24 protein-coding genes and 1 pseudogene are annotated in these 22,846 nt (G+C 72.8%); 11 read left to right on the top strand and 14 right to left on the bottom strand.

The features are described from left to right. The first annotated feature begins 232 nt into the window (after positions 1–232). Positions 233–883 (top strand): TetR/AcrR family transcriptional regulator, encoded by a 651-nt coding sequence (locus ACIBJF_RS35660; protein WP_399180101.1) that lies wholly within the window; start codon positions 233–235, stop codon positions 881–883. Between the two features lie 10 nt (positions 884–893). Here ACIBJF_RS35660 and ACIBJF_RS35655 read toward each other — a convergent pair whose 3' ends face one another. The 3 genes from ACIBJF_RS35655 to ACIBJF_RS35645 form a co-directional block, all read right to left on the bottom strand. Next, complete coding sequence (locus ACIBJF_RS35655) at positions 894–1,937, bottom strand: zinc-binding dehydrogenase (protein ID WP_399180099.1); 1,044 nt, start codon at positions 1,935–1,937, stop codon at positions 894–896. 271 nt (positions 1,938–2,208) lie between these two features. Beyond that, positions 2,209–3,723: a glycerol kinase GlpK gene (glpK, locus tag ACIBJF_RS35650; RefSeq protein WP_399180097.1), complete on the bottom strand. Its 1,515-nt coding sequence runs from the start codon at positions 3,721–3,723 to the stop codon at positions 2,209–2,211. Positions 3,724–3,762: 39 nt separating this feature from the next. Continuing rightward, the gene (locus ACIBJF_RS35645) at positions 3,763–4,530 is read right to left on the bottom strand and encodes an IclR family transcriptional regulator (RefSeq protein WP_399180095.1); all 768 of its coding nucleotides are present in this window, start codon (positions 4,528–4,530) and stop codon (positions 3,763–3,765) included. Between the two features lie 175 nt (positions 4,531–4,705). Here ACIBJF_RS35645 and ACIBJF_RS35640 point away from each other — a divergent pair, with 175 nt between their 5' ends. Next, positions 4,706–5,131: an ATP-binding protein gene (locus tag ACIBJF_RS35640; RefSeq protein ID WP_399180093.1), complete on the top strand. Its 426-nt coding sequence runs from the start codon at positions 4,706–4,708 to the stop codon at positions 5,129–5,131. 23 nt (positions 5,132–5,154) lie between these two features. On the opposite strand, the gene ACIBJF_RS35635 is transcribed toward ACIBJF_RS35640, so the two are convergent. The 3 genes from ACIBJF_RS35635 to ACIBJF_RS35625 all read right to left on the bottom strand — a co-directional run bounded on the left by ACIBJF_RS35635 (position 5,155) and on the right by ACIBJF_RS35625 (position 8,353). Beyond that, a complete protein-coding gene (locus ACIBJF_RS35635) occupies positions 5,155–6,345 on the bottom strand; it encodes a PP2C family protein-serine/threonine phosphatase (protein WP_399180091.1) in 1,191 nt (396 codons plus the stop codon). 98 nt (positions 6,346–6,443) lie between these two features. Continuing rightward, positions 6,444–7,202 (bottom strand): IclR family transcriptional regulator, encoded by a 759-nt coding sequence (locus ACIBJF_RS35630; RefSeq protein ID WP_399180089.1) that lies wholly within the window; start codon positions 7,200–7,202, stop codon positions 6,444–6,446. A 347-nt stretch (positions 7,203–7,549) separates the two neighbouring features. Then, positions 7,550–8,353 (bottom strand): EamA family transporter, encoded by an 804-nt coding sequence (locus tag ACIBJF_RS35625; protein WP_399180129.1) that lies wholly within the window; start codon positions 8,351–8,353, stop codon positions 7,550–7,552. A 155-nt stretch (positions 8,354–8,508) separates the two neighbouring features. On the opposite strand from ACIBJF_RS35625, the gene ACIBJF_RS35620 reads away from it, so the two are divergent. The 4 genes and pseudogenes from ACIBJF_RS35620 (at position 8,509) to ACIBJF_RS35605 (ending at position 11,745) form a co-directional block, all read left to right on the top strand. Further along, positions 8,509–9,366, top strand: coding sequence for a LysR family transcriptional regulator (locus ACIBJF_RS35620; protein ID WP_399180088.1), 858 nt, complete (start codon positions 8,509–8,511; stop codon positions 9,364–9,366). 98 nt (positions 9,367–9,464) lie between these two features. After that, positions 9,465–10,115, top strand: coding sequence for a GntR family transcriptional regulator (locus ACIBJF_RS35615; RefSeq protein WP_399180086.1), 651 nt, complete (start codon positions 9,465–9,467; stop codon positions 10,113–10,115). 102 nt (positions 10,116–10,217) lie between these two features. Continuing rightward, positions 10,218–10,346, top strand: a pseudogene (locus ACIBJF_RS35610) (PIG-L family deacetylase); the annotation flags it as partial. Positions 10,347–10,524: 178 nt separating this feature from the next. Next, positions 10,525–11,745 (top strand): RNA-guided endonuclease InsQ/TnpB family protein, encoded by a 1,221-nt coding sequence (locus ACIBJF_RS35605; RefSeq protein ID WP_399180084.1) that lies wholly within the window; start codon positions 10,525–10,527, stop codon positions 11,743–11,745. Positions 11,746–11,760: 15 nt separating this feature from the next. Here the strand turns inward: ACIBJF_RS35605 and ACIBJF_RS35600 are convergent, their stop codons facing one another. From ACIBJF_RS35600 to ACIBJF_RS35590, 3 genes are all read right to left on the bottom strand, one after another. After that, entirely contained in the window at positions 11,761–12,432 is a 672-nt protein-coding gene (locus ACIBJF_RS35600) for a helix-turn-helix domain-containing protein (RefSeq protein WP_399180082.1), read from the bottom strand. A 312-nt stretch (positions 12,433–12,744) separates the two neighbouring features. Further along, positions 12,745–13,179, bottom strand: a complete 435-nt coding sequence (locus ACIBJF_RS35595; RefSeq protein ID WP_399180081.1) for a hypothetical protein — start codon at positions 13,177–13,179, stop codon at positions 12,745–12,747. A 242-nt stretch (positions 13,180–13,421) separates the two neighbouring features. Then, positions 13,422–13,709 (bottom strand): putative quinol monooxygenase, encoded by a 288-nt coding sequence (locus ACIBJF_RS35590; RefSeq protein ID WP_399180079.1) that lies wholly within the window; start codon positions 13,707–13,709, stop codon positions 13,422–13,424. Positions 13,710–13,897: 188 nt separating this feature from the next. On the opposite strand from ACIBJF_RS35590, the gene ACIBJF_RS35585 reads away from it, so the two are divergent. The 4 genes from ACIBJF_RS35585 to ACIBJF_RS35570 all read left to right on the top strand — a co-directional run bounded on the left by ACIBJF_RS35585 (position 13,898) and on the right by ACIBJF_RS35570 (position 17,756). Next, on the top strand, positions 13,898–14,422 hold the full coding sequence (locus ACIBJF_RS35585) for a MarR family winged helix-turn-helix transcriptional regulator (RefSeq protein WP_399180077.1): 525 nt from the start codon (positions 13,898–13,900) through the stop codon (positions 14,420–14,422). Between the two features lie 81 nt (positions 14,423–14,503). Then, a complete protein-coding gene (locus tag ACIBJF_RS35580) occupies positions 14,504–14,884 on the top strand; it encodes a hypothetical protein (RefSeq protein WP_399180075.1) in 381 nt (126 codons plus the stop codon). Further along, a complete protein-coding gene (locus tag ACIBJF_RS35575; RefSeq protein ID WP_399180073.1) occupies positions 14,881–15,348 on the top strand; it encodes a peroxiredoxin in 468 nt (155 codons plus the stop codon). The genes ACIBJF_RS35580 and ACIBJF_RS35575 overlap by 4 nt, the downstream gene beginning before the upstream one ends. A gap of 77 nt (positions 15,349–15,425) precedes the next feature. Then, positions 15,426–17,756, top strand: coding sequence for a SpoIIE family protein phosphatase (locus ACIBJF_RS35570; protein WP_399180071.1), 2,331 nt, complete (start codon positions 15,426–15,428; stop codon positions 17,754–17,756). Positions 17,757–17,775: 19 nt separating this feature from the next. Here ACIBJF_RS35570 and ACIBJF_RS35565 read toward each other — a convergent pair whose 3' ends face one another. The 4 genes from ACIBJF_RS35565 to ACIBJF_RS35550 form a co-directional block, all read right to left on the bottom strand. Then, positions 17,776–18,210: a cupin domain-containing protein gene (locus tag ACIBJF_RS35565; protein ID WP_399180070.1), complete on the bottom strand. Its 435-nt coding sequence runs from the start codon at positions 18,208–18,210 to the stop codon at positions 17,776–17,778. Positions 18,211–18,317: 107 nt separating this feature from the next. Beyond that, the gene (gene ligD, locus ACIBJF_RS35560; protein WP_399180068.1) at positions 18,318–19,328 is read right to left on the bottom strand and encodes a non-homologous end-joining DNA ligase; all 1,011 of its coding nucleotides are present in this window, start codon (positions 19,326–19,328) and stop codon (positions 18,318–18,320) included. 6 nt (positions 19,329–19,334) lie between these two features. Beyond that, positions 19,335–19,943: a DNA polymerase ligase N-terminal domain-containing protein gene (locus ACIBJF_RS35555; RefSeq protein WP_399180066.1), complete on the bottom strand. Its 609-nt coding sequence runs from the start codon at positions 19,941–19,943 to the stop codon at positions 19,335–19,337. Positions 19,944–20,000: 57 nt separating this feature from the next. Next, the gene (locus tag ACIBJF_RS35550) at positions 20,001–20,864 is read right to left on the bottom strand and encodes an oxidoreductase (protein WP_399180065.1); all 864 of its coding nucleotides are present in this window, start codon (positions 20,862–20,864) and stop codon (positions 20,001–20,003) included. A gap of 161 nt (positions 20,865–21,025) precedes the next feature. On the opposite strand from ACIBJF_RS35550, the gene ACIBJF_RS35545 reads away from it, so the two are divergent. Further along, complete coding sequence (locus ACIBJF_RS35545; protein WP_399180063.1) at positions 21,026–21,901, top strand: helix-turn-helix domain-containing protein; 876 nt, start codon at positions 21,026–21,028, stop codon at positions 21,899–21,901. Between the two features lie 13 nt (positions 21,902–21,914). Here the strand turns inward: ACIBJF_RS35545 and ACIBJF_RS35540 are convergent, their stop codons facing one another. After that, positions 21,915–22,745, bottom strand: coding sequence for an aldo/keto reductase (locus tag ACIBJF_RS35540; protein WP_399180061.1), 831 nt, complete (start codon positions 22,743–22,745; stop codon positions 21,915–21,917). Between the last annotated feature and the right edge of the window lie 101 nt (positions 22,746–22,846).

Genomic DNA, 22,846 nt, shown 5'->3' with positions numbered 1-22,846 from the left:
GAGCGGTTCATGGACGAACGGACACCGGCCGGGGGACCGGCCAAGTTTTAAGTCAAGCGCTTGACTTACTTTAGCGAGCCGAAAAGGTGCCGTGCGCGGGGCCGTCCCCGGCGGGGTGCGCGCGCACCGTAGGCTTCTTCGGCTGGACCTCGCCGCCCCGGTCGAGGCTCCCGGGGGGTCGCGCGGGACCGGCCGCCCCGGGGTGGTGCACAGTCCCGGAGCGGTGGTGGGCATGGCGCGCAGGACGGCGCGGGCGGAGCAGGTGAGCGCGACGCGGGAGGCCATCCTGACCGCCGCGGAACGGCTGTTCGCCGAACACGGCGTGTACGCCGTCTCCAACCGCCAGGTCAGCGAGGCCGCCGGCCAGGGCAACAACGCGGCGGTCGGCTACCACTTCGGCACCAAGGCCGACCTGGTCCGCGCGGTGGCCCGCCGGCACGCCGAGCGCATCGAGGTGCTCAGGGAGCGGGCCCTCGCCGCGGCCGCCGACTCCTGCGACGTACGCGACTGGGTCGACTGCCTGGTGCGTCCGGTGACCGAGCATCTGGCCGGGCTCGGCGGTCCGACCTGGTACGCCAGGTTCTGCGCCCAGGTCATGACCGACCCGGCGCTGCACGAGATCATGGTCGAGGAGTCCATGGCCTCGCCGGCGCTGCGACAGGCGATCGAGGGGCTGAACCGCACCCTTCCGGAACTGCCGCCCGAGGTCCGCGCCGAACGGGGCCAGATGGTCCGCCTGCTGATCCTGCACACCTGCGCCGAGCGGGAACGCTCCCTCGCCGAGGGCGCCCCGACCCCGCGAGCCACCTGGTCGGCGGCGGCCACGGGCCTCACGGACGCCATCCTGGGGCTGTGGCTGGCCCCGGTCGGGCCTGCTCGCTGAGCCCCGGGCTTCACGCATCGAAGGTCACCACGACCTTCTCCGCCGCCCCCGGCGTCAGCGCCAGCCCGAAGGCCCGGTCCGCCTCGGCGAACGGCACCCGGTGGCTGATCAACTGCGCGAAGCGCTCGTGGTGCTCGGCCAGCTGAGGCGTCACCTCGAAGATCTCGGTGGGATACCCCTGTGACGCGATGAGGGTGAGCTCGCTGCGCAGCATCCCGCCGATGTCGATCTCCGAACCCTTCTTCTGTACGGCCACCATGACCAGCCGCGCACCCCACCTGGCCGCGCCGACCACGGTGTCGAAGACGGCCGCGGCACCGGCGGCGTCGATGTAGACGTCGGTGGCCGGGCGGGGCTGGCCGAGCGCGTTGGCGCTCTGCCCGTGCAGTTCGGTCAGCCGGGCGGCCACGTCCTGCGTGCGCGAGTCGATCACCGCGTCCGCGCCGACGGCGAGGGCCTTCTCCAGCCGGTCCGGCAGCACGTCCACCACGACCACGTGCCGCACACCCCGCAGCTTCAGCCAGATCGTGGCACCGAGCCCGATGGGCCCGGCACCGAACACCACCACCTTCTCCGACGGCCGTGCTTCGGACCGGTTGACGCAGTGCAGGGCGACCGCCATCGGCTCGTTGAGCGAGGCCACGTCGAAGGGCACGGAGTCGGGGAACACCGCCACGCAGCGCCCCACGACGGCGTTCTCGATCAGCAGGTACTCGCTCATGCCGCCGTGTCTGCCGCCGCAGCCGATGATCCCGGTGGGCGCGTCCTGCGGGTTGACGACCACCCGGTCCCCGGCCTTCAGGCCCGTGACCTCCGCGCCGACCTCGGCGATCTCCCCGGCCGGCTCGTACCCCAGGGCCACCGGGACCAGCTCGCCGCCCAGATGGGCGCGGGCCGGCATGCCGCCCATGTGCAGGAAGGTGAGATCGGTGCCGCAGATGCGACAGGCGCGGATCTTGACGAGCACGTCCTTCGGCCCGGGCTCGGGGCGCTCGACGTCCACCACCGCGATCCGCCCCGCGGCGCCGGTCTGTACGGACTTCATGGTGGCCATGGGGTGACTCGCTTTCGACAGGTCGGGGCGGGCCGGCTCGGGGAGTGCCCCGGACCGGGGCCGGGCGGGGGGAGTTGCCCGGCGTCCGGTCCGGGGGCGGCGCCGCCCCCCGTCCCCACGGGAGGCGGCGCACGGGGTGGCCTCCGCTCGTGGCCACCCGGGCGAGCCTACGGCTTGCTTGAGTTAGGCAACCATATTCGGCTTACTTGAGTCAAGCAAGTGATTGCGCGCTACGGCAGTCCGGTGCTTTCGGCGCCCTGGCGGGGCCGTATCAGGGGGAGCGTGGCGGCCTGACCCAGCCCAGTGACCGTTCGACGGCCCGCTGCCAGTTGTCGTACTCCGTCTCCCGCAGTTCGGGGTCCATGTCGGGCAGCCACTGGGCGGCCCGGTGCCAGTTGCGGCGCAGCACCTCCAGATCGGGCCAGTAGCCGGCGGCGAGCCCGGCCGCGTAGGCGGCGCCCAGGGAGACCGTCTCGGCGACCATGGGCCGTACCACGGGCACGTCGAGCACATCGGCCAGGAACTGCATGAGCAGGTTGTCCGCGGTCATGCCCCCGTCCACCTTGAGCTGCCGAAGGGAGACCGAGGAGTCGGCGTTCATGGCGTCGACGACCTCCCGGGTCTGCCATCCGGTGGCTTCCAGCACGGCACGTGCCAGGTGCCCCTTGGTGATGTACGAGGTGAGGCCGACGATGACCCCGCGTGCGTCGCTGCGCCAGCGGGGCGCGAACAGACCCGAGAACGCGGGCACGATGTAGCAGCCGCCGTTGTCCTCGACCGTCCGCGCGAGCGTCTCGATCTCCGGGGCGCTGCTGATCAGGCCCAGCCGGTCACGGAACCACTGGACGAGCGCGCCGGTGACGGCTATCGACCCTTCCAGGGCGTAGGCCGGCTGCTGGTCCCCGATCTTGTACGCGACGGTCGTGAGGAGCCCGTGCCGGGACCGCACCAGCTCGGTGCCGGTGTTGAGCAGCAGGAAGCTGCCCGTGCCGTAGGTGCACTTGGCCTCGCCGGGGGAGAAGCAGGTCTGGCCGAAGAGGGCGGCCTGCTGGTCGCCGAGGGCGGCCGTGATGGAGACCCCGGGCAGCAGCGAGCGGGCTTCGCCGTACGTCTGCGCGGAGGACCGGATCTCGGGCAGCATCGCGCGGGGCACCCCGAAGAAGGCCAGCAGCTCGTCGTCCCAGGTGAGCGTGCGGATGTTCATCAGCATGGTGCGGCTGGCGTTGGTGGCGTCGGTGATGTGCAGGCCGCTGTCGGCGCCGCCGGTGAGATTCCAGATCAGCCAGCTCTCCATCGTGCCGAACAGCACCTCGCCGTCTTTGGCGCGCTGTTCGACCCCCTTGACGTGGTCGAACAGCCACCGGATCCGCAGCGCGGAGAAGTAGGTCGAGGGCGGCAGAGCGCACCGCTTGAGGAAGAACCCCTCCCCGGGGCGCTGCATGAGGTCGTCGACGAGCGGAGCCGTGCGGGTGTCCTGCCAGACGATCGCCCGGCCCAGGGGGACGCCCGTCCGCCGGTCCCAGAGCACCGTGGTCTCGCGCTGGTTGGCCAGGCCGATGGCGACGACCTGCTCCTTGCCGACGCCGGTGTCGGACAGCGCCTCGGGCACGATGTGCCGCAGGTTCTGCCAGATCTCCATGGCGTCGTGCTCGACCCAGCCGGGCCGGGGGAAGTGCTGCTGGTGTTCCTTCTGTGCGACCGAGACCAGCCGCCCGCGGTGGTCGAACAGGATGCATCGGGTCGAGTTGGTGCCCTGATCGATGGACATTACATACCGTTCGGCCATGATCGGGTCTGCCTTCCGACGGATCGATGGGCGGCTGTCCTACCAGCGGGCGGCCCCCAGGTCCCTGGAGATCACCCGTGCGGCTTCCCGGATCAGCGTGATCAGACTCGGGCGGGGGTGGCCCTGGCTGTCGCAGATCCGCTCGACCGGCCCGGACAGCCCGATGGCGCCGACGACGAGGCCGCCGTGCCCGCGGATCGGCGCGGCGAGTCCCGCCTCGCCCATGGTCATTTCCTGTGTCTCGGCCGCCCACCCGACCTCCCTCACCTCCGCGAGCGCCCGGGCCAGCTGCTGGGGATCGACCAGGGTGTGCCGGGTGTACGCCTCCAGCCCCCGCCCTTGGCCCGGCTCGACACTCGCGGTCCCGTACGCCAGCAGCACCTTGCCGAGCGAGGAGGCGTGCAGGGGCAGCAGCGCGCCCACGTCCAGGGTCTGGAAGGTGTCGTCCGGCCGGAAGACGTGGTGGACGACGAGGACGCTGCCCTCCAGCGGCGTCCCCAGGCGTACCGCCTCCCCACTGCGGGCGGCCAGGGCGTCGGCCCAGTTGAGCGAGCGTGAGCGCAGCTCGTTGACGTCGAGGTAGCTGGTGCCGAGGTGCAGCAGGGCGGCTCCGAGCTGGTACTTCCCGGTCGCCGCGTCCTGCTCCACGAAGTCCACGTGCTGGAGCGTGCGCAGAATGCCGTGGGCGGTGCCCTTCGCCAGTCCGAGCGAGGCCGCCACCTCGCCGAGGCCGAGTCGGCGGGGACCGCCGGCGAGCAGACGCAGAATCGCCGCCGCCCGTTCGATGGACTGGACTGGGCCGGCCATGAATTGAGCCTATTACCCGCGCGAACGCCCTGCCCGTGGGGCGGGGGAGCGGGGGCGTTCGGTAATGCCGACCCCCATTCATTGACCGGCCCGATTTGTCTCCATAACGTGCTTGCCAGCCCGGAACACGCCGAAATGGCGGCGCTGGACCGGTCGTACACCACCGGGAGAGAACATGGCGGCACAGCTCAAGACGCTGCTTCAGGCGGCAGGCGAACACGTGTGTCCGGTGCCGCCCGCCGCCGGCGCCGTCTCGGCCGTACGCCGCCGTGCGGCGGCGGTCCTCGCGGACTGGAGCGTGTGTCCGCGCCTCGTCGAGGACGCGCTGCTCATGGTGTCGGAGCTCGTCACCAACGCGATCGTGCACGCCCGGCCCCCGGCCGTGCTGCGGCTGTCGTGGGTGCAGGGCGCCGGCGGCCGCACCCTGCGCATCGAGGTCAGCGACGCGGGACCGGCCCTTGCGGCGGGTGGGGCGCTCGACGGGATCGACCCCGACGAGCACGGCAGGGGCGAGGCGATCGTCCACGCCCTGGCGACCCGCCACGGCATACGCACCCACCTCGGCGGAGTCACCCGGTGGGCCGAGCTCGTCGCGCCCTAGCCGGCCGGCCTGGAGCGGACGACCTACAGCGCGGCCTCGCACCATGACGGCACGTACGCCGGCTCGTCCTCGGTCGTCTTCTTGAGCAGGAGCAGGGCGGCGTCGTCGTGCAGCCGGCCGCCCACATGTGCCAGCAGTTCGTCGTGGAGCGCGGTCAGGGTGCGCGCCGGCTCGTCGCACACATGGCGGGCCACCCCTTCGGCCAGCGGATAGAAGGCACGCGCGTGGTCCCGGGCCTCTGTGACCCCGTCGGTGTAGAGCAGCAACTGGTCGCCCACCGCGAAGGGCAGCCGCTGCAGGCGGGGAACCTGGCCCGAGAGGGCCCGCAGCCCGAGGGGCGGAGCGGGATGATCGGACTCCACCGCCCCGACCTCTCCGGAGGCGGACACCAGAAGCGGCGGAGCATGTCCGCAGTTGACGATCTCCAGGTCTCCCGACCGGGGGTATCCGGCGACCACGGCGGTCACGAAGTCGTCCGGACCAAGGTTGCGTGCCAGGCTCCGCTCGATCCTCGCGACGACGGCGAGCAGGTCGGGCTCGTCATGGGCGGCTTCGCGGAACACCCCGAGCACGAGGGCGGCGGTTCCCACGGCGGGCAGGCCCTTGCCGCGCACGTCGCCGACGATCAGCCTGATCCCGTGGGGCGTGGCCACCAGGGCGTAGAGGTCCCCGCCGATCCGCGCCTCGGCCGCCGCGGCGCTGTAGCGGACGGCCACCTGGAACGGGCCGACGGTGTCCGGGACCGGCTGGAGCAGGGCGTGCTGGGCGGCCTCGGCGACCGAGCGGACGGCCGCGAGGACCCGTTCACGACGGCCGCGCAGCGCACCGGCCAGGCCGCTCGCCCCGGTGACGGCCAGCAGGGCGGCGAGCACGGCCGCGAGTTCGCCGGCAGGCACCCCGTACCCGATGCCCAGCGCCGCACCCGTCGCCATGGCGAGGAGACCGACCCCCAGCACACCGCGCGGCTCGTTGGTGGCGGCCGCCAGCGCGGGTCCGGTCGCCAGCAGCGGCAGCCAGATCAGCCCGCCGCCCAGGGCGGCGCCGATGAGAGCGACGACGGCGACGACCAGCACGGGCAGCACCGCAAGCACGTGCGGCCCGGCGGCCGGCTGCCCGGCCGCGCGCCGGCGGACCGCTTTCCGGGCGCCGGCCACTCGGTTCCTGAACAGCCGCATCGGCGCACGGTCGCCGTCATGGTGTCCGGTCTGGCTCATGGTTGGTCAGCAGTCCTCGTCGGTACGGGGCACACGCCCGGAATGTCCGTTTCATCAAGAAAACCGGGCTGGGCGAGGCAGCCACAAGGAGCGGAATTTCAGATAGTGAGTGAGAGGCTCCTGGTCACCCGGCTCGCGATCGGCAGGAGTCGTGCCCGGATCTCCTGGAGCCGGGCCCGCCGCTCCGCCGGCAGGGAGACGCCGAGCGATCCGGGCGTGCACCCGCGGTAGACGGGAACGGCGACGCACACGGTGCCGAGCGCGTACTCCTCCAAGTCCGTGACGGCCGGCGCCAAGGGGGGCGCCTCGATCCTGCGGAGCAGCTCCGGAAGACTGGTGATCGTGCGCGGCGTGAGTTCGGCGAGCTGATGCCTGGACAGGTAGTCCTTGCGGGCGTCCTCGTCCAGCTCGCGCAGCACGGACTTGCCCAGCGCGGTGGCGTGTCCGGCGTCCTCGAATCCCACCCAGAGATCCACCCGGGGCATACGGGGGCTGTCCACGATCTCGGCCACCCTGATCTCGCCCTCCTCGTAGAACGTGAGGTAGGCGGGGCTGGACAGCTCGTCCCGCAGGGCGGCCAGCGTCGGGCGCACGCGGCTGAGCAGCGTCTGCGTGCGGCCCGCCGTGTGCAGGGAGTTCAGCCTGTCGCCCAGGATGAAGCCGCCGTCGTCCAGCTTTCGCACGTATCCGTCGTGCACGAGAGTGCGCAGCAGGTGGTAGGCGGTGGCCAGCGGCAGCCCCGTCTCGCGTGCCAGTTGTTTCGCCGGCGCGCCGTTCTCGTGCGCGCTCACCGCCTCCAGCAGCCGGAAGGCCCGCTGCACGGACGTGATGAGCGTGGGGCCGTCCTGAGCACCCATAGGACCAGCCTGCGCCCGGACGCCTGACCCGGGCAAGGCAATGCAAGGCCGGCCTCGCCGCCCCGCCTGGTGAGCGACGCGTCCGCGCTCTCCGGCGACCGCTGCGGTCCGTACCGCACCTCCCGCGGCCGCATGAGCAGCCCGCCGAACCGTGGCAGCGGCCGCAACGGCCCCTCCAGCGGGTCCTCGCGCCGCGCCCAGCGGACCGCGATCGCGCCGCCCACCTCCGGAATCCGCTTGATGCCGCGCCATCCGTCGGCGGCGGCGGCGTGGACGACGTGCGGCACATGGGCGTGGATCAGCGCGCCCGGCCGCCCCGGAGGACGGGGCGGCCGGGTCGGTCGTCCTCAGCGCTGCGTGCTCGCGATGCTCACCGCGTTCGCGGCCACCACCGCACCGATCCCCGCCCACTCCGGCACTCCCAGACTCTGTCCCAGCACCACCCAGCCGACCACCGCGGCCAGCACCGGATTGACGCTCATGAAGAGGCCGAAGGTCTGGGCCGGCACCTTGCGAAGCGTGAGCAGATCGGCGAGGTACGGCACGGCGGACGACAGCACACCCGCCGCCACCGCGCACAGCAGGGCCCCGGCCGTCGGCGGGTGCCGTACGGCGAGGACGATCCCGATCGGCAGGAAGGTCAGCGCCGACACGCACGCGGCCGCGGCCGGCCCCTGGGCCCCCGGGAGGCGCCGCCCGACGATCCGGTTGAGCAGGATGTACGAGGCCCAGCAGCAGGCGGCCACCAGCCCCAGGCCCATGCCCAGGTAGTCGGTGGACGGCTGAGGGCGCATGAGCACCACGACGCCGGTCCCGGCCAGTGCCGCGCACGCGGCGTCCAGCCGGCGGCGCGAGGCGGCCAGCGCGATGCCGAGCGGGCCCAGGAACTCCAGGGTCACCGCCAGCCCCAGGCCGATCCGGTCGATCGCGCTGTAGAGGGTCAGGTTCATAGTGCCGAAGACCCCGGCGAGCAGCAGCACCGGCCACCACTGCCGCCGGGTGAAGTCGCGCAGGCGCGGCCGGCCGACGGCCACCAGGACCAGCGCGGCGACGTACTGGCGCACCGCCACCACGCCGAGCGGACCGAGGACCGGGAAGGCCAGCGCGCCGATCGCCGCGCCGGTCTGGTTCGACAGGCCGCTGCCGAACATGGCCGCAACGCCGGCCAGCCGCCCCGGCGCGGGGTTGTGGACCAGGGGTGGTGCCGTCGCGGCGGGGTGTCCGAGAGCGCGTCGCATGGGAGGAGCGTCCGCCCGTCGGGTGCTTGCGCAAAATGCATGCGTCTCGCCATCTATACGCTGAGCGTATGGATGAGGTCGAGCTACGGCAGCTGCGCTGCCTCGTCGCCATCGTCGACGAGGGCACCTTCACCGACGCGGCGATCGCCCTCGGGGTGTCCCAGGCGGCCGTCTCCCGCACCCTGGCCGGGCTCGAACGAGCCCTGGGTGTACGGCTGTTGCGGCGAACCTCGCGTGAGGTGACCCCGACGGCGACCGGGCTGCGGGTGGTAGCGCAGGCCCGGCGGGTGCTGGCGGACGTCGACACCCTCGTCAAGGAGGCCACCTCGGGGCACACCCGGCTGCGGATCGGCTACGCATGGTCGGGCGTCGGCCGACACACCGTCGCCTTCCAGCGGCGCTGGAGCGCCGCCCACCCCGGGATCGATCTGCATCTCGTCCGCGTCAACACGGCGTCCGCCGGACTCGCCGAAAGCGCCTGCGACCTCGCGGTGGTGCGCCGACCGCTGCGGGACCGGCGGTTCGACACCGCCATCGTGGGCCTGGAGCGGCGCCTGTGCGCGCTGGCCGCCGACGATCCGCTGGCCCGCCGCAGGTCCGTACGGCTCGGCGAACTCACCGGCCGCACCCTCTGGGTGGACCGGCGCACCGGCACCACCACCCCCGAGCTGTGGCCGCCGGACTCCCGCCCCGCCGTCGAGGAGACGCACGACGTCGACGACTGGCTCACCGTCATCGCCGCCGGACGCGGCATCGGCGTCACCGCGGAGTCGACCGCCAACCAGTACCCGCGACCCGGCGTCGTCTACCGGCCGGTCCGGGACGCCGAGCCCGTCGCCGTACGGCTCGCCTGGTGGCGCGACGACCCGCACCCGGCCCTCCAGGCGGTCCTCGAACTGCTCAGCGAGCTGTACCGCACGAGCTGAGGGGCCGGAGGGAGGGGACCGAGAAGCGCGAACAAAATTGTTGACAATATCGTCTGGCTAGATTTAGGTTCGACAGGCACTCACTCAGGGAGAGCACGATGCCGAAGGAAGCCCGTCCGACCACCGGAGAGCAGGCCAAACAGCATGCGCTCGCGCAGCTGCGGCAGGCGATCCTGCACGGCGAGATGGCACCGGCCCAGCGGCTGGTGGAGAACGAACTCGCCGAGCAGTTCGGTGTGACGCGGGCCAGCATCCGCGCGGCGTTGATCGATCTGGAGGCGCAGGGACTGGTCGAGAGGATCCGCAACCGCGGTTCGCGGGTGCGAGTGGTGACCGTGGAGGAAGCGGTCGCCATCACGGAGTGCCGCATGGTCCTGGAGGGACTGTGCGCGGCCAAGGCCGCCGTCGCGGCCAGTGACGGGCAGCTCACCGAGCTGGCCGACCTCGGCGCGGCGATGGAGAAGGCCGTCGCCGACGGCGAGCCGGTGACGTACTCCGACCTCAACCACCAGCTCCACGACCGGATCCGGGCCATCTCCGGGCAGCGGACCGCGGTCGAGCTGCTGGAGCGGCTGAACGCCCAACTGGTCCGCCACCGCTTCCAGCTGGCGCTCCGGCCCGGGCGTCCGCACCAATCCCTGAGCGAGCACCTGGCGATGATCGAGGCGATCAGGGCCAGGGATCCGCAGGCGGCCGAAGCGGCCGCCCGCGCCCACCTCGCCAGCGTGATCGAGGCGCTCCAGGACTGAGCGCGCGGGACGCGGGCCGGGCGCGCACCTGTCCACCGAGGCGCGGGCGCCGCAGAGACGCATGTCTGCGGCGCACCGGGACCGACAAGGGAGAACTCCGCCATGACCCACCCCAACGCGCCTGCCCCACCACCCCGTTCGACCCTCGTCGTCACCGCGCACGCCGGGGACTTCGTGTGGCGCGCGGGTGGCGCCATCGCCCTGGCCGCGGCGCGCGGCGAGAAGGTCACCGGGTTCCTCCGAGGATGCCCCGGCCGTCAGGCCGGGGAGGAATCGGACTCCTGCGGAGCAGGGCAGGGATAGCCGGATCGCCGTCAGGGCGATCCGACGTCCACCCCGCACAGCGGTGATGCCGCCCACCATGATCAAGAACTCTCAACTGTCAGTGCCCTCGGGTAGGTTCGGATGCATGACGACAGAGGCGACCACGAAGGAGACCGGGCATGCCCGGTACACCTTCCGTGTGCGCCTGTCGGCTACCGCGCGGCGCGCACTCGAAGCGGAGTGGGCGCGCTGCCGGTGGATCTGGAATGAGTGCGTCGCGAAGTCCCGGCAGGCCCACGCGCAGAGCCGGGCGACGGGCGAGAAGGTGACCTGTGGTCCGGGGCAGTTGGACAAGATGCTGACCGAGGCACGCGGGGTGACGCCATGGCTGGCTGAGGGCGCGTCGGTGCCGCAGCAGCAGGTGATACGCGACTTCGCCACGTCCCGTGCCAAGGCCTTGAAGGACATCAAGGACCGGCTTCCGACGCACCGCCGGGCCCAGATGCCCCGCTTCAAGAAGAAGCGGCAGGCGCGGCCCAGCCTCAACTACACCAGGCGCGGTTTCCGCCTCAAGGACGACCGCCTGCACCTTGCCGGCGGGATCGTGCTGAGGGTGGTGTGGTCACGGGATCTTCCGGCCGATCCGTCGAGTGTGCGGGTGTACCAGGACAGCCTTGGCCACTGGTATGCGTCCTTCGTCGTCCCGGCTCAGGTTCAGCCGCTCTCTGAGACCGGCCGCGTCCTCGGGGTGGACTGGGGTGTGACGGAGACCGCCACCACCACCGACGACGCCTACGATCTGCCGCATGCCGAGCACGGCAGGCGGGCCGCGCAGCGGCTGGCGAGGTATCAGCGGATGATGGCCCGGCGGCGCCGTCCGAAGGGACAGCCCGCATCCGCCGGCTACCGGAAGGCCCAGGCACAGGCGGCGAAGCTGCACAAGAAGATCGCGAGGCAGCGGGAGGACACGGCCCGCAAGTGGGCCAAGTCCGTGATGCGCGGCCACGACGGGGTTGCGGTGGAGGACTTCAGGCCGAGGTTCCTGGCGAAGACCACCATGGCCCGCAAGGCGGCCGATGCCGCCATCGCCGCGACGAAGCGTGCCCTGTGCGAGATGGGCCGCAAACACGCACGGGACGTCCGTCTCGTGCACCCGGCGCACACCACGATGGACTGTGCCAAGTGCGAAGCGAGAACCAAGCACGCACTGCCTCTGTCGATGAGAACGTATGCCTGCACCGTGTGCGGAGCCGTGTCCCCCAGGGACAAGAACTCCGCCCGCGTGATGCTGGTCCGGGCAGGTTGGAACCCGGACGGTGCCGAGGGCGTAAGACCACCCGAGCCGCCGGCTCCGGTGGCGGCCTGAGCCGTAAATCCCCGCTCAGCCCTGGAGGGCGAGGAATCGCCTCCCTTCAGGGAGGGGAGCCTTCAAGTCCTGACCCGCGCGCACCGACACCTCATGGGCCCTGGGCGACCGGGGCCGCACCTCGGACCAGGCGGTCCCGCAGGCCGGTGACCAGCGCAGCCGCACGGTGTAAGCGGGACCGGTGACCGTGCTCGTGGTCCGCGCGTCCCGGGCGCACACCGAGGCGTCGGGCAACTGGCTCTGACAGGACCGGCCGTGACAGCGGTGCACATCCGGCAGGGTCTGCGCGGCGGGAGCGGTACCCGGCCGCCCGGAGAAGGTGACGGCGGCGGCCACCGCCGTCACCGTGCCGAACAGCGCGGACACTGACAGCGCAAGCCACGAGGGGAGCCGCCCGAACCACCGCTTTCGACCGTGCTGCTCCGGCACGACGGCGGGCTGGGTGATGTCGGCCGCGTCCCACAGCGCCAGCACGGCCTCGGGATCGGCTTCGGCGATCCGGCAGAGCGCCTCCACGGCCGGCCTCGGCGGCGGTGTGCCGCCGGACAGATAGCGGTGCCACGCGGACTTGCTGTACGGGGTGCGCGCGGCCAATGCCGCCAGGCTCAGCCCCGTACGGTCCTTCAGCTCGCGCAGTCCCACCACCAGTGCCTCGTCCGGCGTGGTCGGCGCTTGGGGGTGCCGCATCGTGCGTCCTCGACTCCCGTTCCGATATGGGCGGTTTCGCCCCTGTTGTCGGAATGGCTTCCCGTGAGGACGGCGACTGGAACACGCGGTGAGGTAGGAGCAAGGTGAGGTGTGGGCGTACCGAAGGCCCGTTCGGGGGTCGTCGAACGGGCCTTCGGCGGCTGGGTGGTGTCGCGGTGACGTGCCGTCAGCACCAGGGGAGGGGGCGGTGGGTGCGCACGTAGCGGGCCGAGACATAGCCTGCGTGGTGCCGCAGCCGGTACCAGGTGCGGTTGCCGTGCACCGCGGTGCCGCGTGTCCTGCAGACGAGCATCAGGTGGGGGCCCGTGCTGCGATGGCCGACGATCCGGTAGCCGGTACCCGGGCCGGAGCGGACGTTGAGCGGGGCGTGGCGGGTGGCGACGCGGCCGGTGACGGGCAGGAGACGACGGTACGTCGAGGGCGGCGCCGCGAGCTGGTACTGCGGGCGGTGCGCGCGGCGAGACGGTACGGGGCGGCGTGCGCGGCGAGACGGTGGGCCGGGGTCCGCTGCATGAAGCGGTACGCCGCTCGCCGGGCCGTGAGGCGGCGCATCCGGTGCACTCGGCCGGTGCGGTGCTGGGCGAGGTGGGCGTGGTGCTGGGTGGCGGCTCGGGGGACCGGGCGCGGTGCGGCGGCGCTCGCCGTGGTGGCACCGGCCGCCGTGGGCAGGAACGCGAGCACCGCCGCTGTGGCCAGGATTCCGCTTTTGAGGGTCCGTCGGATCATGGAAGCCTCCGGCTGTCGTTCTCGTGACCACGAGCAGTGATCACGCCAGCCAGGGTTTCCGTGACGGGCCGCCGGAATGCCGTTCCGGCCGTCCCCGGGGACGGCCGGGACGTCCAGCGGGACGGGCGCCCGCGGCGCACGCGGGCCCGCCCGGTCCGCGGCGCGGAGGCGTCCCGCCGTGCCCGGCCGTCTCCGTGCACGTCCGGGTGACGTGTCCCGGCGGGCGCGCGCATCCGCGGCGGTCAGAGCGTCTCGGCGAAGGTGATGGTCCGCTCCTTCAGCAGCGGGAACACCGTTCCCCGGATCAGCTCCGCGAAGTGGTCCGTCTCCTTGTGCGCCTCGAAGCCGGCGCGGTCCGTGTAGCGCTCGTACAGCACGAACGCCCCCGGTCGGTCGACGACCTCATGTGCCTCGTAGGCGAGGTTCGCGGGCTCCGACGAGACCAGTTCGCGCATCTTCCGCAGCGCGGCACGCACGGTGTCGGCGTCGGCGGGGGCGCACTGGTACTGGGCGACGACGGCGAAGGCCATGGCATTCCTCCGGTGTTCCTGAGGCGGGCGGACTCGCCGATTCCAGCACGCTCCTGCCGCGGTGCGGCCCGTACGACACGCGGCCGTACGTCAGGCGGCCATGTCCCGCGGACGGCCGGCCGCCGAGGGAACCGAGAGGCGGGCTGGAACTTACTTGACTTACGCAACGAGCTGCTAAACTGGCGGGTATGCCCACGGAATCGCTGTCCGACCTGCCCGTCGCGTCCCCCGAGGTCACCGAGATAGAGCGCGCCCTGACGCGCATCACCTACCTCGGCAGCCGGGCCCGGCAGCACGAGCGGCTGATGGCGCTGGCGGGGGTGCCGCTGGACCGGGCCGCGGTGGCCCTGCTGCGGCAGATCGCCGACTCCGAGCCGCTGCGCCCGGGGGAGCTGGCACAGCGCCTGGGCGTGGAGGCCTCCCATGTGACGCGGACCGTGCAGCAACTGCAGAAGGCCGGGTACGTCACACGCGTCCCCGACCCCGTCGACCGGCGCGCCCAGCGGATCCGGCTGACCGACGCGGGCCGCGACGCCGTCGAGCGGGTCCGCGAGGCCGGGGCCCGGGGCATGCAGCTCGCCCTCGCCGACTGGCGGCCCGAGGACCTGCGGCAGATGGCTGCCCTCTTCCACCGCATGGTCGACGACTTCCTCGCGTACACGACCGACGAGGACTCCGGCCGGGAGGCGGACGACACCGTCGCCACGGCGTGACCTCCGACGTCCTGCGGCAACGGGCCACCCTCGCGCGTACCGTCCAGTAATATCCGGCGGCAGGCCATCAGAGGAGAAACCGTGTCCCGGTCCGAACGCTCACCCCTGCTGCTCGCCGGCCTGCTGGCCACGGCCGGGGTCGCCCACTTCGCCACGCCGCGCCCCTTCGACGCGCTCGTACCGCGTGCGCTGCCGGGCTCGCCCCGGGCATGGACGTACGGCAGCGGCGCTGTGGAGCTCGCGCTGGCGGCCGGGATCGCCGCACCCCGGACACGCGCGGTCGCCGCGAAGGCGGCCGCGGCCTTCTTCGTCGGGGTGTTCCCGGCGAACGTGCAGATGGCCGTGGACTGGCGGCACCGGCCCGCGCCGCTGCGCACGGCCGCCCTCGCGCGGCTGCCGCTGCAGCTGCCGCTGGTGCTGTGGGCCCGTGGAGTCGCCCGGAACGGAGAGGGACGGTCATGACGGAACGCATCGAGGTCGGGGGCAAGGCCGAGGACTTCGCCCTGCCCGACGAGACCGGCACCACCCGCCGGCTCACCGAGCTGCTGGCCGACGGGCCGGTGGTCCTCTTCTTCTACCCGGCCGCGCTCACCCCCGGCTGCACGGCCGAGGCCTGCCACTTCCGCGACCTGGCCGCCGAGTTCGCCGCCGTCGGCGCCCGGCCCGTCGGCATCAGCGGCGACACCGTCGACAAGCAGCAGGAGTTCACCGGACGGCATGGCCTCGGCATGCCGCTGCTCTCCGACGTCGACGGCGCGGTCCGCGAGCGGTTCGGCGTCAAGCGCGGCTTCTCCCTCGCCCCCACCAAACGCGTCACCTTCGTGATCGCCGAGGACCGTACGGTGCTGGAGGTCATCCGCAGCGAACTGCGCATGAACACCCACGCCGACCGGGCTCTCGCCGCCCTGCGCGCCCACCGGGGCTGAACGGCGCCCGCCCCGCGCGGCGCACGGGAACATCCGCGCGCTTGATGAGGCGGACCAATCAGAACATGCTTGGGCATATGAAGCATGGCGCCGCCGTGGCGATCATCGACGCCCTGGGTACGGTGACCGGGTGGAGCGAGGGCGCGCGGCGGCTCACGGGCCACCCGGCCGAAGACGTCGTGGGCCGGCCCGCGGCCGGACTGCTCGCCGGGGACCTCCCGGACGACGCACTCGCCGCGCGGGCCGGCACCGTCGCGCTGCGCCACCGTGAGGGCCACCGCGTCGAGGTGGCCCTCACCGCCTGCCCCGTCGCCGGAGCCGACGGAGAGCCCACCGGATTCGTCGTCACCGCCTGCCCGCCCGGCAGCACCCTGGCCGGCGAGGCCTTCGAGCAGGCCTCCATGTCCATGTCGGTGTTCGACCTGGAGCAGCGCTATCTGCGGCTCAACGAGGCCGCCTGCAAGGTGATGGGCGTCCCCGAGTCCGCGCTCACGGGCCGGTTCTTCCTGGACACCGTGGAGGAAGCCGAATACAACGTGGGCTTCCTGCGCCACCTCCGGGAAGTCGTCGAGACCGGCCGGCCGGTTCGCTACGAGAGCGTGGCCGGCGCCCCCGCACTGAACCGGGAACATCTCTGGAGCATCGAGATGTGGCCGCTGCGCGCCGGCTCCGGTGAGCTGACCGGGGTCGCCATGGCGACCTTCGACAGCAGCGAGCAGTACTGGGCCAGGCGCCGCCTGGCCCTGCTGAACGAGGCGTCGACCCGCATCGGCACCACCCTGGACGTGGTGCGCACCGCTGAGGAACTGATCGACGTCCTGGTCCCGGGCTACGCCGACTTCGCCAGCGTCGACCTGCTCGACTGGGTGCTCGGCGCGGACGAGCCGCCGATGGTCCCCGGCGGCGGTGTGGTCCTGCACCGCATCGCCCACGGCTCCACCCGCGAGGGCGACCCCGGCGCGGCCGTCCCCATCGGCGAGACCGACGTCTATGCGCCGGACTCCCCGCCCACCCGTGCCCTGCGCGAGGGCCGGGCCGTGCTCAGCCAGGCCGGTGAGCCCGAGTTCGTCAAGTGGCTGGCCGAGCGCAACGCGCGCTCACCCGAAGGCCGTGCGTACCGGCAGGGCGCCCACTCCCTGATCGCGGTGCCCCTGCGGGCCCGCGGCACCACCCTGGGCGTCGCGGTCTGCGTCCGCATGGCCCACCCCGAGGACTACGGCCCAGACGACGCCGTCTTCGCCGAGGAACTCGGCAGCCGCGCCGCCGTCTGCATCGACAACGCCCGCCGCTTCGCCCGCGAACGCAGCACCGCCCTCGCCCTGCAGCACAGCCTGCTGCCGAGCGGCCTGCCCCGGCAGGCGGCCGTCGAGGTGGCCCACCGGTATCTGCCGTGCGGATCGCTGGCCGGCATCGGCGGCGACTGGTTCGACGTCATCCCGCTCTCCGGCGGCCGGGTCGGCCTGGTCGTGGGTGACGTGGTCGGCCACGGCATCAAGTCCTCGGCCACCATGGGCCGGCTGCGGACGGCCGTCCGCACCCTCGCCGACGTCGACCTGCCGCCCGACGAACTCCTCACCCACCTCGACGACCTGGTCACCCACCTCGCCGCCGAGGACTGCCGCGAGGAGATCGCCGAACTGGGCGCCACCTGCCTGTACGCCGTGTACGACCCCGTCTCCCGGCGGCTCGGCCTGGCCGCCGCCGGCCACCCGGCCCCGGCCGTCGTCCTGCCGGGCAGCACCGCCCAGGCCATCCCCATGAGCGCCGGACCGCCCCTCGGCGTCGGCGGGCTGCCGTTCGAGGCGACGGAGCTGGAACTGCCCGAGGGCTCCGTCGTCGCGCTCTACACCGACGGCCTGGTCGAGGACCGCGACCGGGACGTCGACGGAGCCACCGAGGAGCTGCGCCGGGCCCTCAGCGTACGCGCCGGCTCCCTGGAGACCCTGTGCGACGACGTCCTCAAGGCCGTCCTGCCCGACCAGCCCGGCGACGACGTCGCCCTGCTGCTGGTGCGCACCCGCGCCCTCGGCGCCGACCGGGTCGCCACCTGGGATGTCCCGTCCGACCCCGCCCAGGTCGCCGTCCTCCGGCAGGCCGCCGGCGAACGGCTCGCCGCCTGGGGACTGGACGAGGCCGCCTTCGTCACCGAACTCGTCGTCAGCGAACTCGTCACCAACGCCATCCGCTACGGCGAACCGCCCATCCAGCTCCGGCTGATCCGCGACCGCGCGCTCATCTGCGAGGTCTCCGACGCCAGTTCCACCTCACCGCACCTGCGCCGGGCGCACGTCTACGACGAGGGCGGCCGCGGACTGCTGCTGGTCGCGCAACTCACCCAGCGCTGGGGCAGCCGGCAGACGGGCCGGGGCAAGACGATCTGGGCCGAGCAGGCGCTGCCCTTCACCTGACCGTCCGCCCCGGCACCGATCACTGGAACGGGCAGCCCGGGTTCGGTGCGTCCTCCGAGAAGGGGGCGCCGTGCGGCAGCACGTACAGCACATCGAGCACGAGCGGGGTGTCACCGAGGTTCCGCCCGATGTGGACATGGTCCGCACCGGCCGGCTCCTGGATCGTCGCACCCCTGCGGTACACGCCGTCCGAGGCGCAGCCGGAGTCGAAGTGGCTGAGGGTGCCCTGCTTCACCACGCCGTACAGCGGGCCGTCGTGGTAGTGCCAGCCGGTGCTCTGGCCGGGCGGGACGGTGATCTCCCGCAGGGTGTAGTCGGTGTCGCCGATGGTGGTCTGGCTGATGATCCGGGCCGTCACACCCGGCCCCGGCGGGGTCGCCTGCGCGGTGCCGCAGGTCAGAACGGTGGCGACGGTCAGCGCGCCGGTGACGGCGGCGCGGAGGGCGGTACGCATGCGAGACCCTTTCGGGAGGCGAGCGGGGTGTCGCCGTGAACATAAGGGCACCGCAGGCGGGTTGGGAGCGGAACCCGGCGATCCGTATGCGTACGTGACCGCGGGTGTCAGGCCGCCGCGCCCTCGCGGACCACGTCCCGTGGCCGTTTGTCCTCGCGCAGCCCCAGGAAGCGGGGATGCCGCAGCATCCCATCCCGGGTCCACTCGGTGAAGGCGATCTGCGCGACCAGCTCCGGCCGCACCCAGCGGGCGCGGGCCTCGCGGACGGCACCGCTGAAGGGCGAGGCGTCCCGGCGCAGCCCGTCCAGCCGCCCGCGCAGATCCAGCAGGGTGCGCCGGTCGAATCCGGTGCCGACCTTCCCGGCGTACCGCAGCCGGTCACCGTCGTAGAAGCCGAGCAGCAGCGCCCCCAACCCGACGCGGCTGCCCGCCGGTTCGGTGAAGCCGCCGACCACGAACTCCTGCCCTCGCGCGCACTTCAGCTTCAGCCAGTCCGGGGACCGGCGCGTCCGGTACGGCCCCTCGGCCCGCTTGGCGATCAGCCCCTCCCAGCCCCGGGCGCAGGCATCGGCCAGCAACTCGGTGCCGCCCGCGTTGCGATGCGGGGTCAGCCGCAGCGGCGCGCGAAAGGACAGCGCCCGCCGCAGCAGCGACTTGCGGACGCGCAAGGGGAGTTGCCGGGTGTCGGCGCCCTCCAGGCGCAGCAGGTCGAAGAGGTAGTACGTCACCGCGACCCCGGACGCCTCGATGTCCCGGCGCCGGGTCAGCCCCATCCTCCGTTGCAGCCGCGCGAAGTCGGTACGGCCGCCGCTGAACGCGACGACCTCGCCGTCCACCGTGAAGTCGGTGCACTCCTGCGCCTCGAGCGCCGCCACGATCTCGGGATAGGTGTCGTCCAGCCGCTGACCCGTGCGTGACAGCAGCCGCACCCGGCCGTCCTCGCGCACCGCCAGCAGGCGGACACCGTCCAGCTTCCGCTCGAACAGCCAGCCCTCGCCGAAGTCCCGCCGGTCGCTGAGCGTGGCCAGCATCGGGGCCGCCGCGAGCTCCGCGCCCGGCCCGGCCGGGCGCAGCAGTTCCCGGCGCTCGGCCGGCAGCGCCTCCAGCAGCCCCGGCACCGCCCCTCACTCCTCGCCGTCGGCCGCGACCTGCGCGAGGGTGCGTCCGCTGCGCACCGACCGGGCCCGCCGGGGATCCGGGGTGCCGTGCCCGGCCGACCGCGCCGGGCCCTTACGCACCAGCAGCCAGGCCTCCTTTTCACCCTGCTCGCCCCGAAAGCGGGTCAGGGCGTACTCGCCGCGCAGTTTGCTGCCGTGCAGCCGGAAGGTGGCGTGCCCGCGCTCCAGCGACTCAGCGAAGTCCACCGGCCGCCCCTTGCGGTCGTGGCTGAGCGGCTCGTACGTGCCGTTGTCCCAGACGATCACGGCCCCGCCGCCGTACTCGCCCTTCGGGATCACTCCCTCGAAGTCCTCGTACTCCAGCGGATGGTCCTCGGTGGGCACGGCCATCCGCTTGTCCCCGGGATCCGTGGACGGGCCCTTCGGGATCGACCACGACTTCAGGACATTGTCGACCTGGAGCCGGAAGTCGAAGTGCATCCGGCTGGCGTCGTGGATCTGCACCACGAAATGCGGCTCGTCACCGCCGGCCCGGGGCTCCCGCCCCGACGGCTCGCGGGTCCGCTCGAAGTCGCGCTTGCCGCGGTACGTCCGCAGCCGGTCCTCCGCTGCCACCTGCGGCTCCTTCCGTACGTCCGCCTCACGGCCCCCGAGTACCCCCGAGCGCGCCGGTCAGCCCGCGATGCCGTCCAGCTCGGCTACCGCGCCGTCCGGCAGCACCAGGGACGCGGCGGCGATGTTCTCCCGCAGGTGCTCGGGCGAGGAGGTCCCGGGGATCAGCGCGATGTTCGGCGACCGGCGCAGCAGCCAGGCCAGCGCCACCTGCTGCGGCGAGGACCCCAGCCGGGTGGCGACCTTCGCCAGCGTCTCGGACTGCAGCGGGCTGAAACCACCGAGCGGGAAGTACGGCACGAAGGCGATGTTCCCGGCCGCCGTGCGCTCCACCAGGGCGTCGTCCTGCCGGTTGGCCAGGTTGTACAGGTTCTGCACGGTCACCACGGGCGCGATCGCCAGCGCCTCGTCCAGCTGCGCCGCGGTCACCGTGCTCAGCCCCAGGTGCCGGATCAGCCCCCGCTCCCGCAGCTCGGCCAGCGCGCCGAACTGCTCGGCCAGGGAGTCGTCGTTCGGGGTGTCCACGTCACCGACCCGCAGATTGACGACGTCCAGCGACTCCACGCCCAGGTTCCGCAGGTTGTCGTACACCTGCGCCTTGAGGTCCTCCGGGTGCCGGGACAGGATCCAGCTGCCGTCGGCTCCCCGGCGGGCGCCGACCTTGGTGACGATGTGCAGTTCCTCGGGGTAGGGGTGCAGCGCCTCCCGGATGAGCTCGTTGACGACCACGGGCCCGTAGAAGTCGGCGGTGTCAATGTGCGTGATGCCCGCCTCGACCACCGCACGGAGCACCGCCACCGCCCGGTCACGGTCCTTCGGCGGACCGAAGACGTGCGGCCCGGCCAGCTGCATGGCGCCGTAGCCGACGCGGGTCAGGGTCAGGCCGTCGGCCGGGGTGAGGGTGCCGCCGAGCTGTGCGGTCATGTCGTACCTCTCCAGATGATGTTCAAGACGTCCTGGCCACCGGTCCCGCCGGCGGCCTCGATCTCCACCCTGCACCCCCCGCGCCCGCCGATGCAGTACCCCGTCGATCCTGGGAGTGACAGGGCCAGTCACCGCCGGCCGGGCCGCCGTACGGTGGGGCCATGGACCGAACGAACGCCCTCGGCGAGTTCCTGCGCGCCCGGCGGGCGCTGGTGCGGCCCGAGGACGTGGGGCTGCCCGGCGGAGGGCTGCGCCGGGTGCCGGGGCTGCGCCGCGAGGAGGTCGCGATGCTGGCCGGGATCAGCTCCGACTACTACCTGCGGCTGGAGCAGGGCCGCGACCGCAACCCGTCCGTGCAGGTCCTCCAGGCCATCGCCGGCGTGCTGCGACTCGACGCCGACGCCACCTCCCACCTCGTCGGCCTCGCCCAGGACCGGCCCAGCCCCGGCGTACGCTCCGGGCGCCGCACCCAGCGGGTCCCGGCGAGCCTGCTCCAGCTCATCGACGGCTGGCCCCGCAACCCCGCCTACGTCCAGAACCGCTACACCGACTGCCTCGCCGCCAACGCCCTCGCCACCGCGCTCACCCCGAACTACCGGCGCGGCGTCAACCTCCTGCGGGCCGTCTTCCTCGACCCGGCAGAGCGCGAGCTGCGCCGGGACTGGGAGGACCTCACCGAGGAGGGCGTGGCCGTACTGCGCTCCGAGGCGGGGGCGGACGCGGACGACCCGCGGCTGCGCGACCTGGTCGGCGAGCTGTCCCTGCGCAGCGAACGCTTCCGCACCCTGTGGGCCCGGCACGAGGTGCGGCCCCGCCGCGGCCGGGTGAGCCACCTGACCCATCCGCAGGTCGGCGACCTCGACCTGCAGTCGGAGAAGCTGTCCGTGGACGGCACCGACGGACTCACCCTGGTCGTCTTCCACGCCGAGCCCGGCAGCCGCAGCGCCGAACTACTGGACATCCTCGGCAGCCTCGCCGCGCCGCCCGGCCACCGCGCCCGCCCGGACGGCGCGCAGGAACGGATCGAGGAGCAGTAGGGGCCCGGTCGGTTCAGAACTCCTCGTGCCTGTCGGGATCGCCGCCGAGCCTGCGCGGGGAGCGGTGTCCGATGGCCGCCAGCTGGTCGGAGTCCAGCTCGAAAGCGAAGACGTCCAGGTTGGCGCGCTGCCGGCCCGGGTCGGCCGACTTCGGGATGGGCAGCGCGCCGACCTGGAGGTGCCAGCGCAGCAGCACCTGCGCCGGGGTCACCCCGTGCGCCGCCGCGACCTGCGCGACCGCGGGGTCGTCCAGCAGGGCGGTGCCCCGGCCCAGCGGGCTCCAGCTCTCGGTGACGATGCCCTTGTCCGCGTGGAACGCGCGCAGCTCCTCCTGCGGGAACAGCGGGTGCAGCTCGATCTGGTTCACCGACGGCAGCACCCCGGTCTCCTTCTCCAGCCGCGTGATGTGCTCCGGAGTGAAGTTCGAGACGCCGATCGAGCGGACCAGCCCGTCCTCGCGCAGCTTGATCAGCGCCTTCCAGGATTCGGCGTACTTGCCGACCCGGGGATTCGGCCAGTGGATCAGATACAGGTCCACGTACTCCAGGCCGAGCCGCCGCCGGGACTCCTCGAAGGAGGCGAGCGTCTCCTCGTAGCCGTGGTGGCGGCCGGGCAGCTTGGTGGTGACGACCACCTCCTCACGGGGCACGCCGCTGCCCGCCACGGCCCGCCCGACACCGGTCTCGTTACGGTAGTTCGTCGCGGTGTCCACCAGCCGGTAGCCCAGGTCGAGCGCGGAGCGTACGGCCTGCTCGGCGGCCGTGTCGTCCAGTGGCCAGGTGCCGAGGCCGATGGCCGGGATCGTCGTACCGTCGTTGAGCGTGTGCGCCGGAATGCCGTTCACCGGGTTCCTCCGAGGATGCCCCGGCCTTCAGGCCGGGGAGGAATCGGACTCCTGCGGAGCAGGGCAGGGATAGCCGGATCGCTGTCAGGGCGGTCCGGCGT

It is taken from the genome of Streptomyces sp. NPDC050743 (genome assembly GCF_044456925.1).
In the GTDB taxonomy this organism is placed as follows: Bacteria; Actinomycetota; Actinomycetes; order Streptomycetales; family Streptomycetaceae; genus Streptomyces.
The sequence above is the reverse complement of the archived record's forward strand: the minus strand, read 5'-3'. Positions and strand labels throughout refer to the sequence as shown.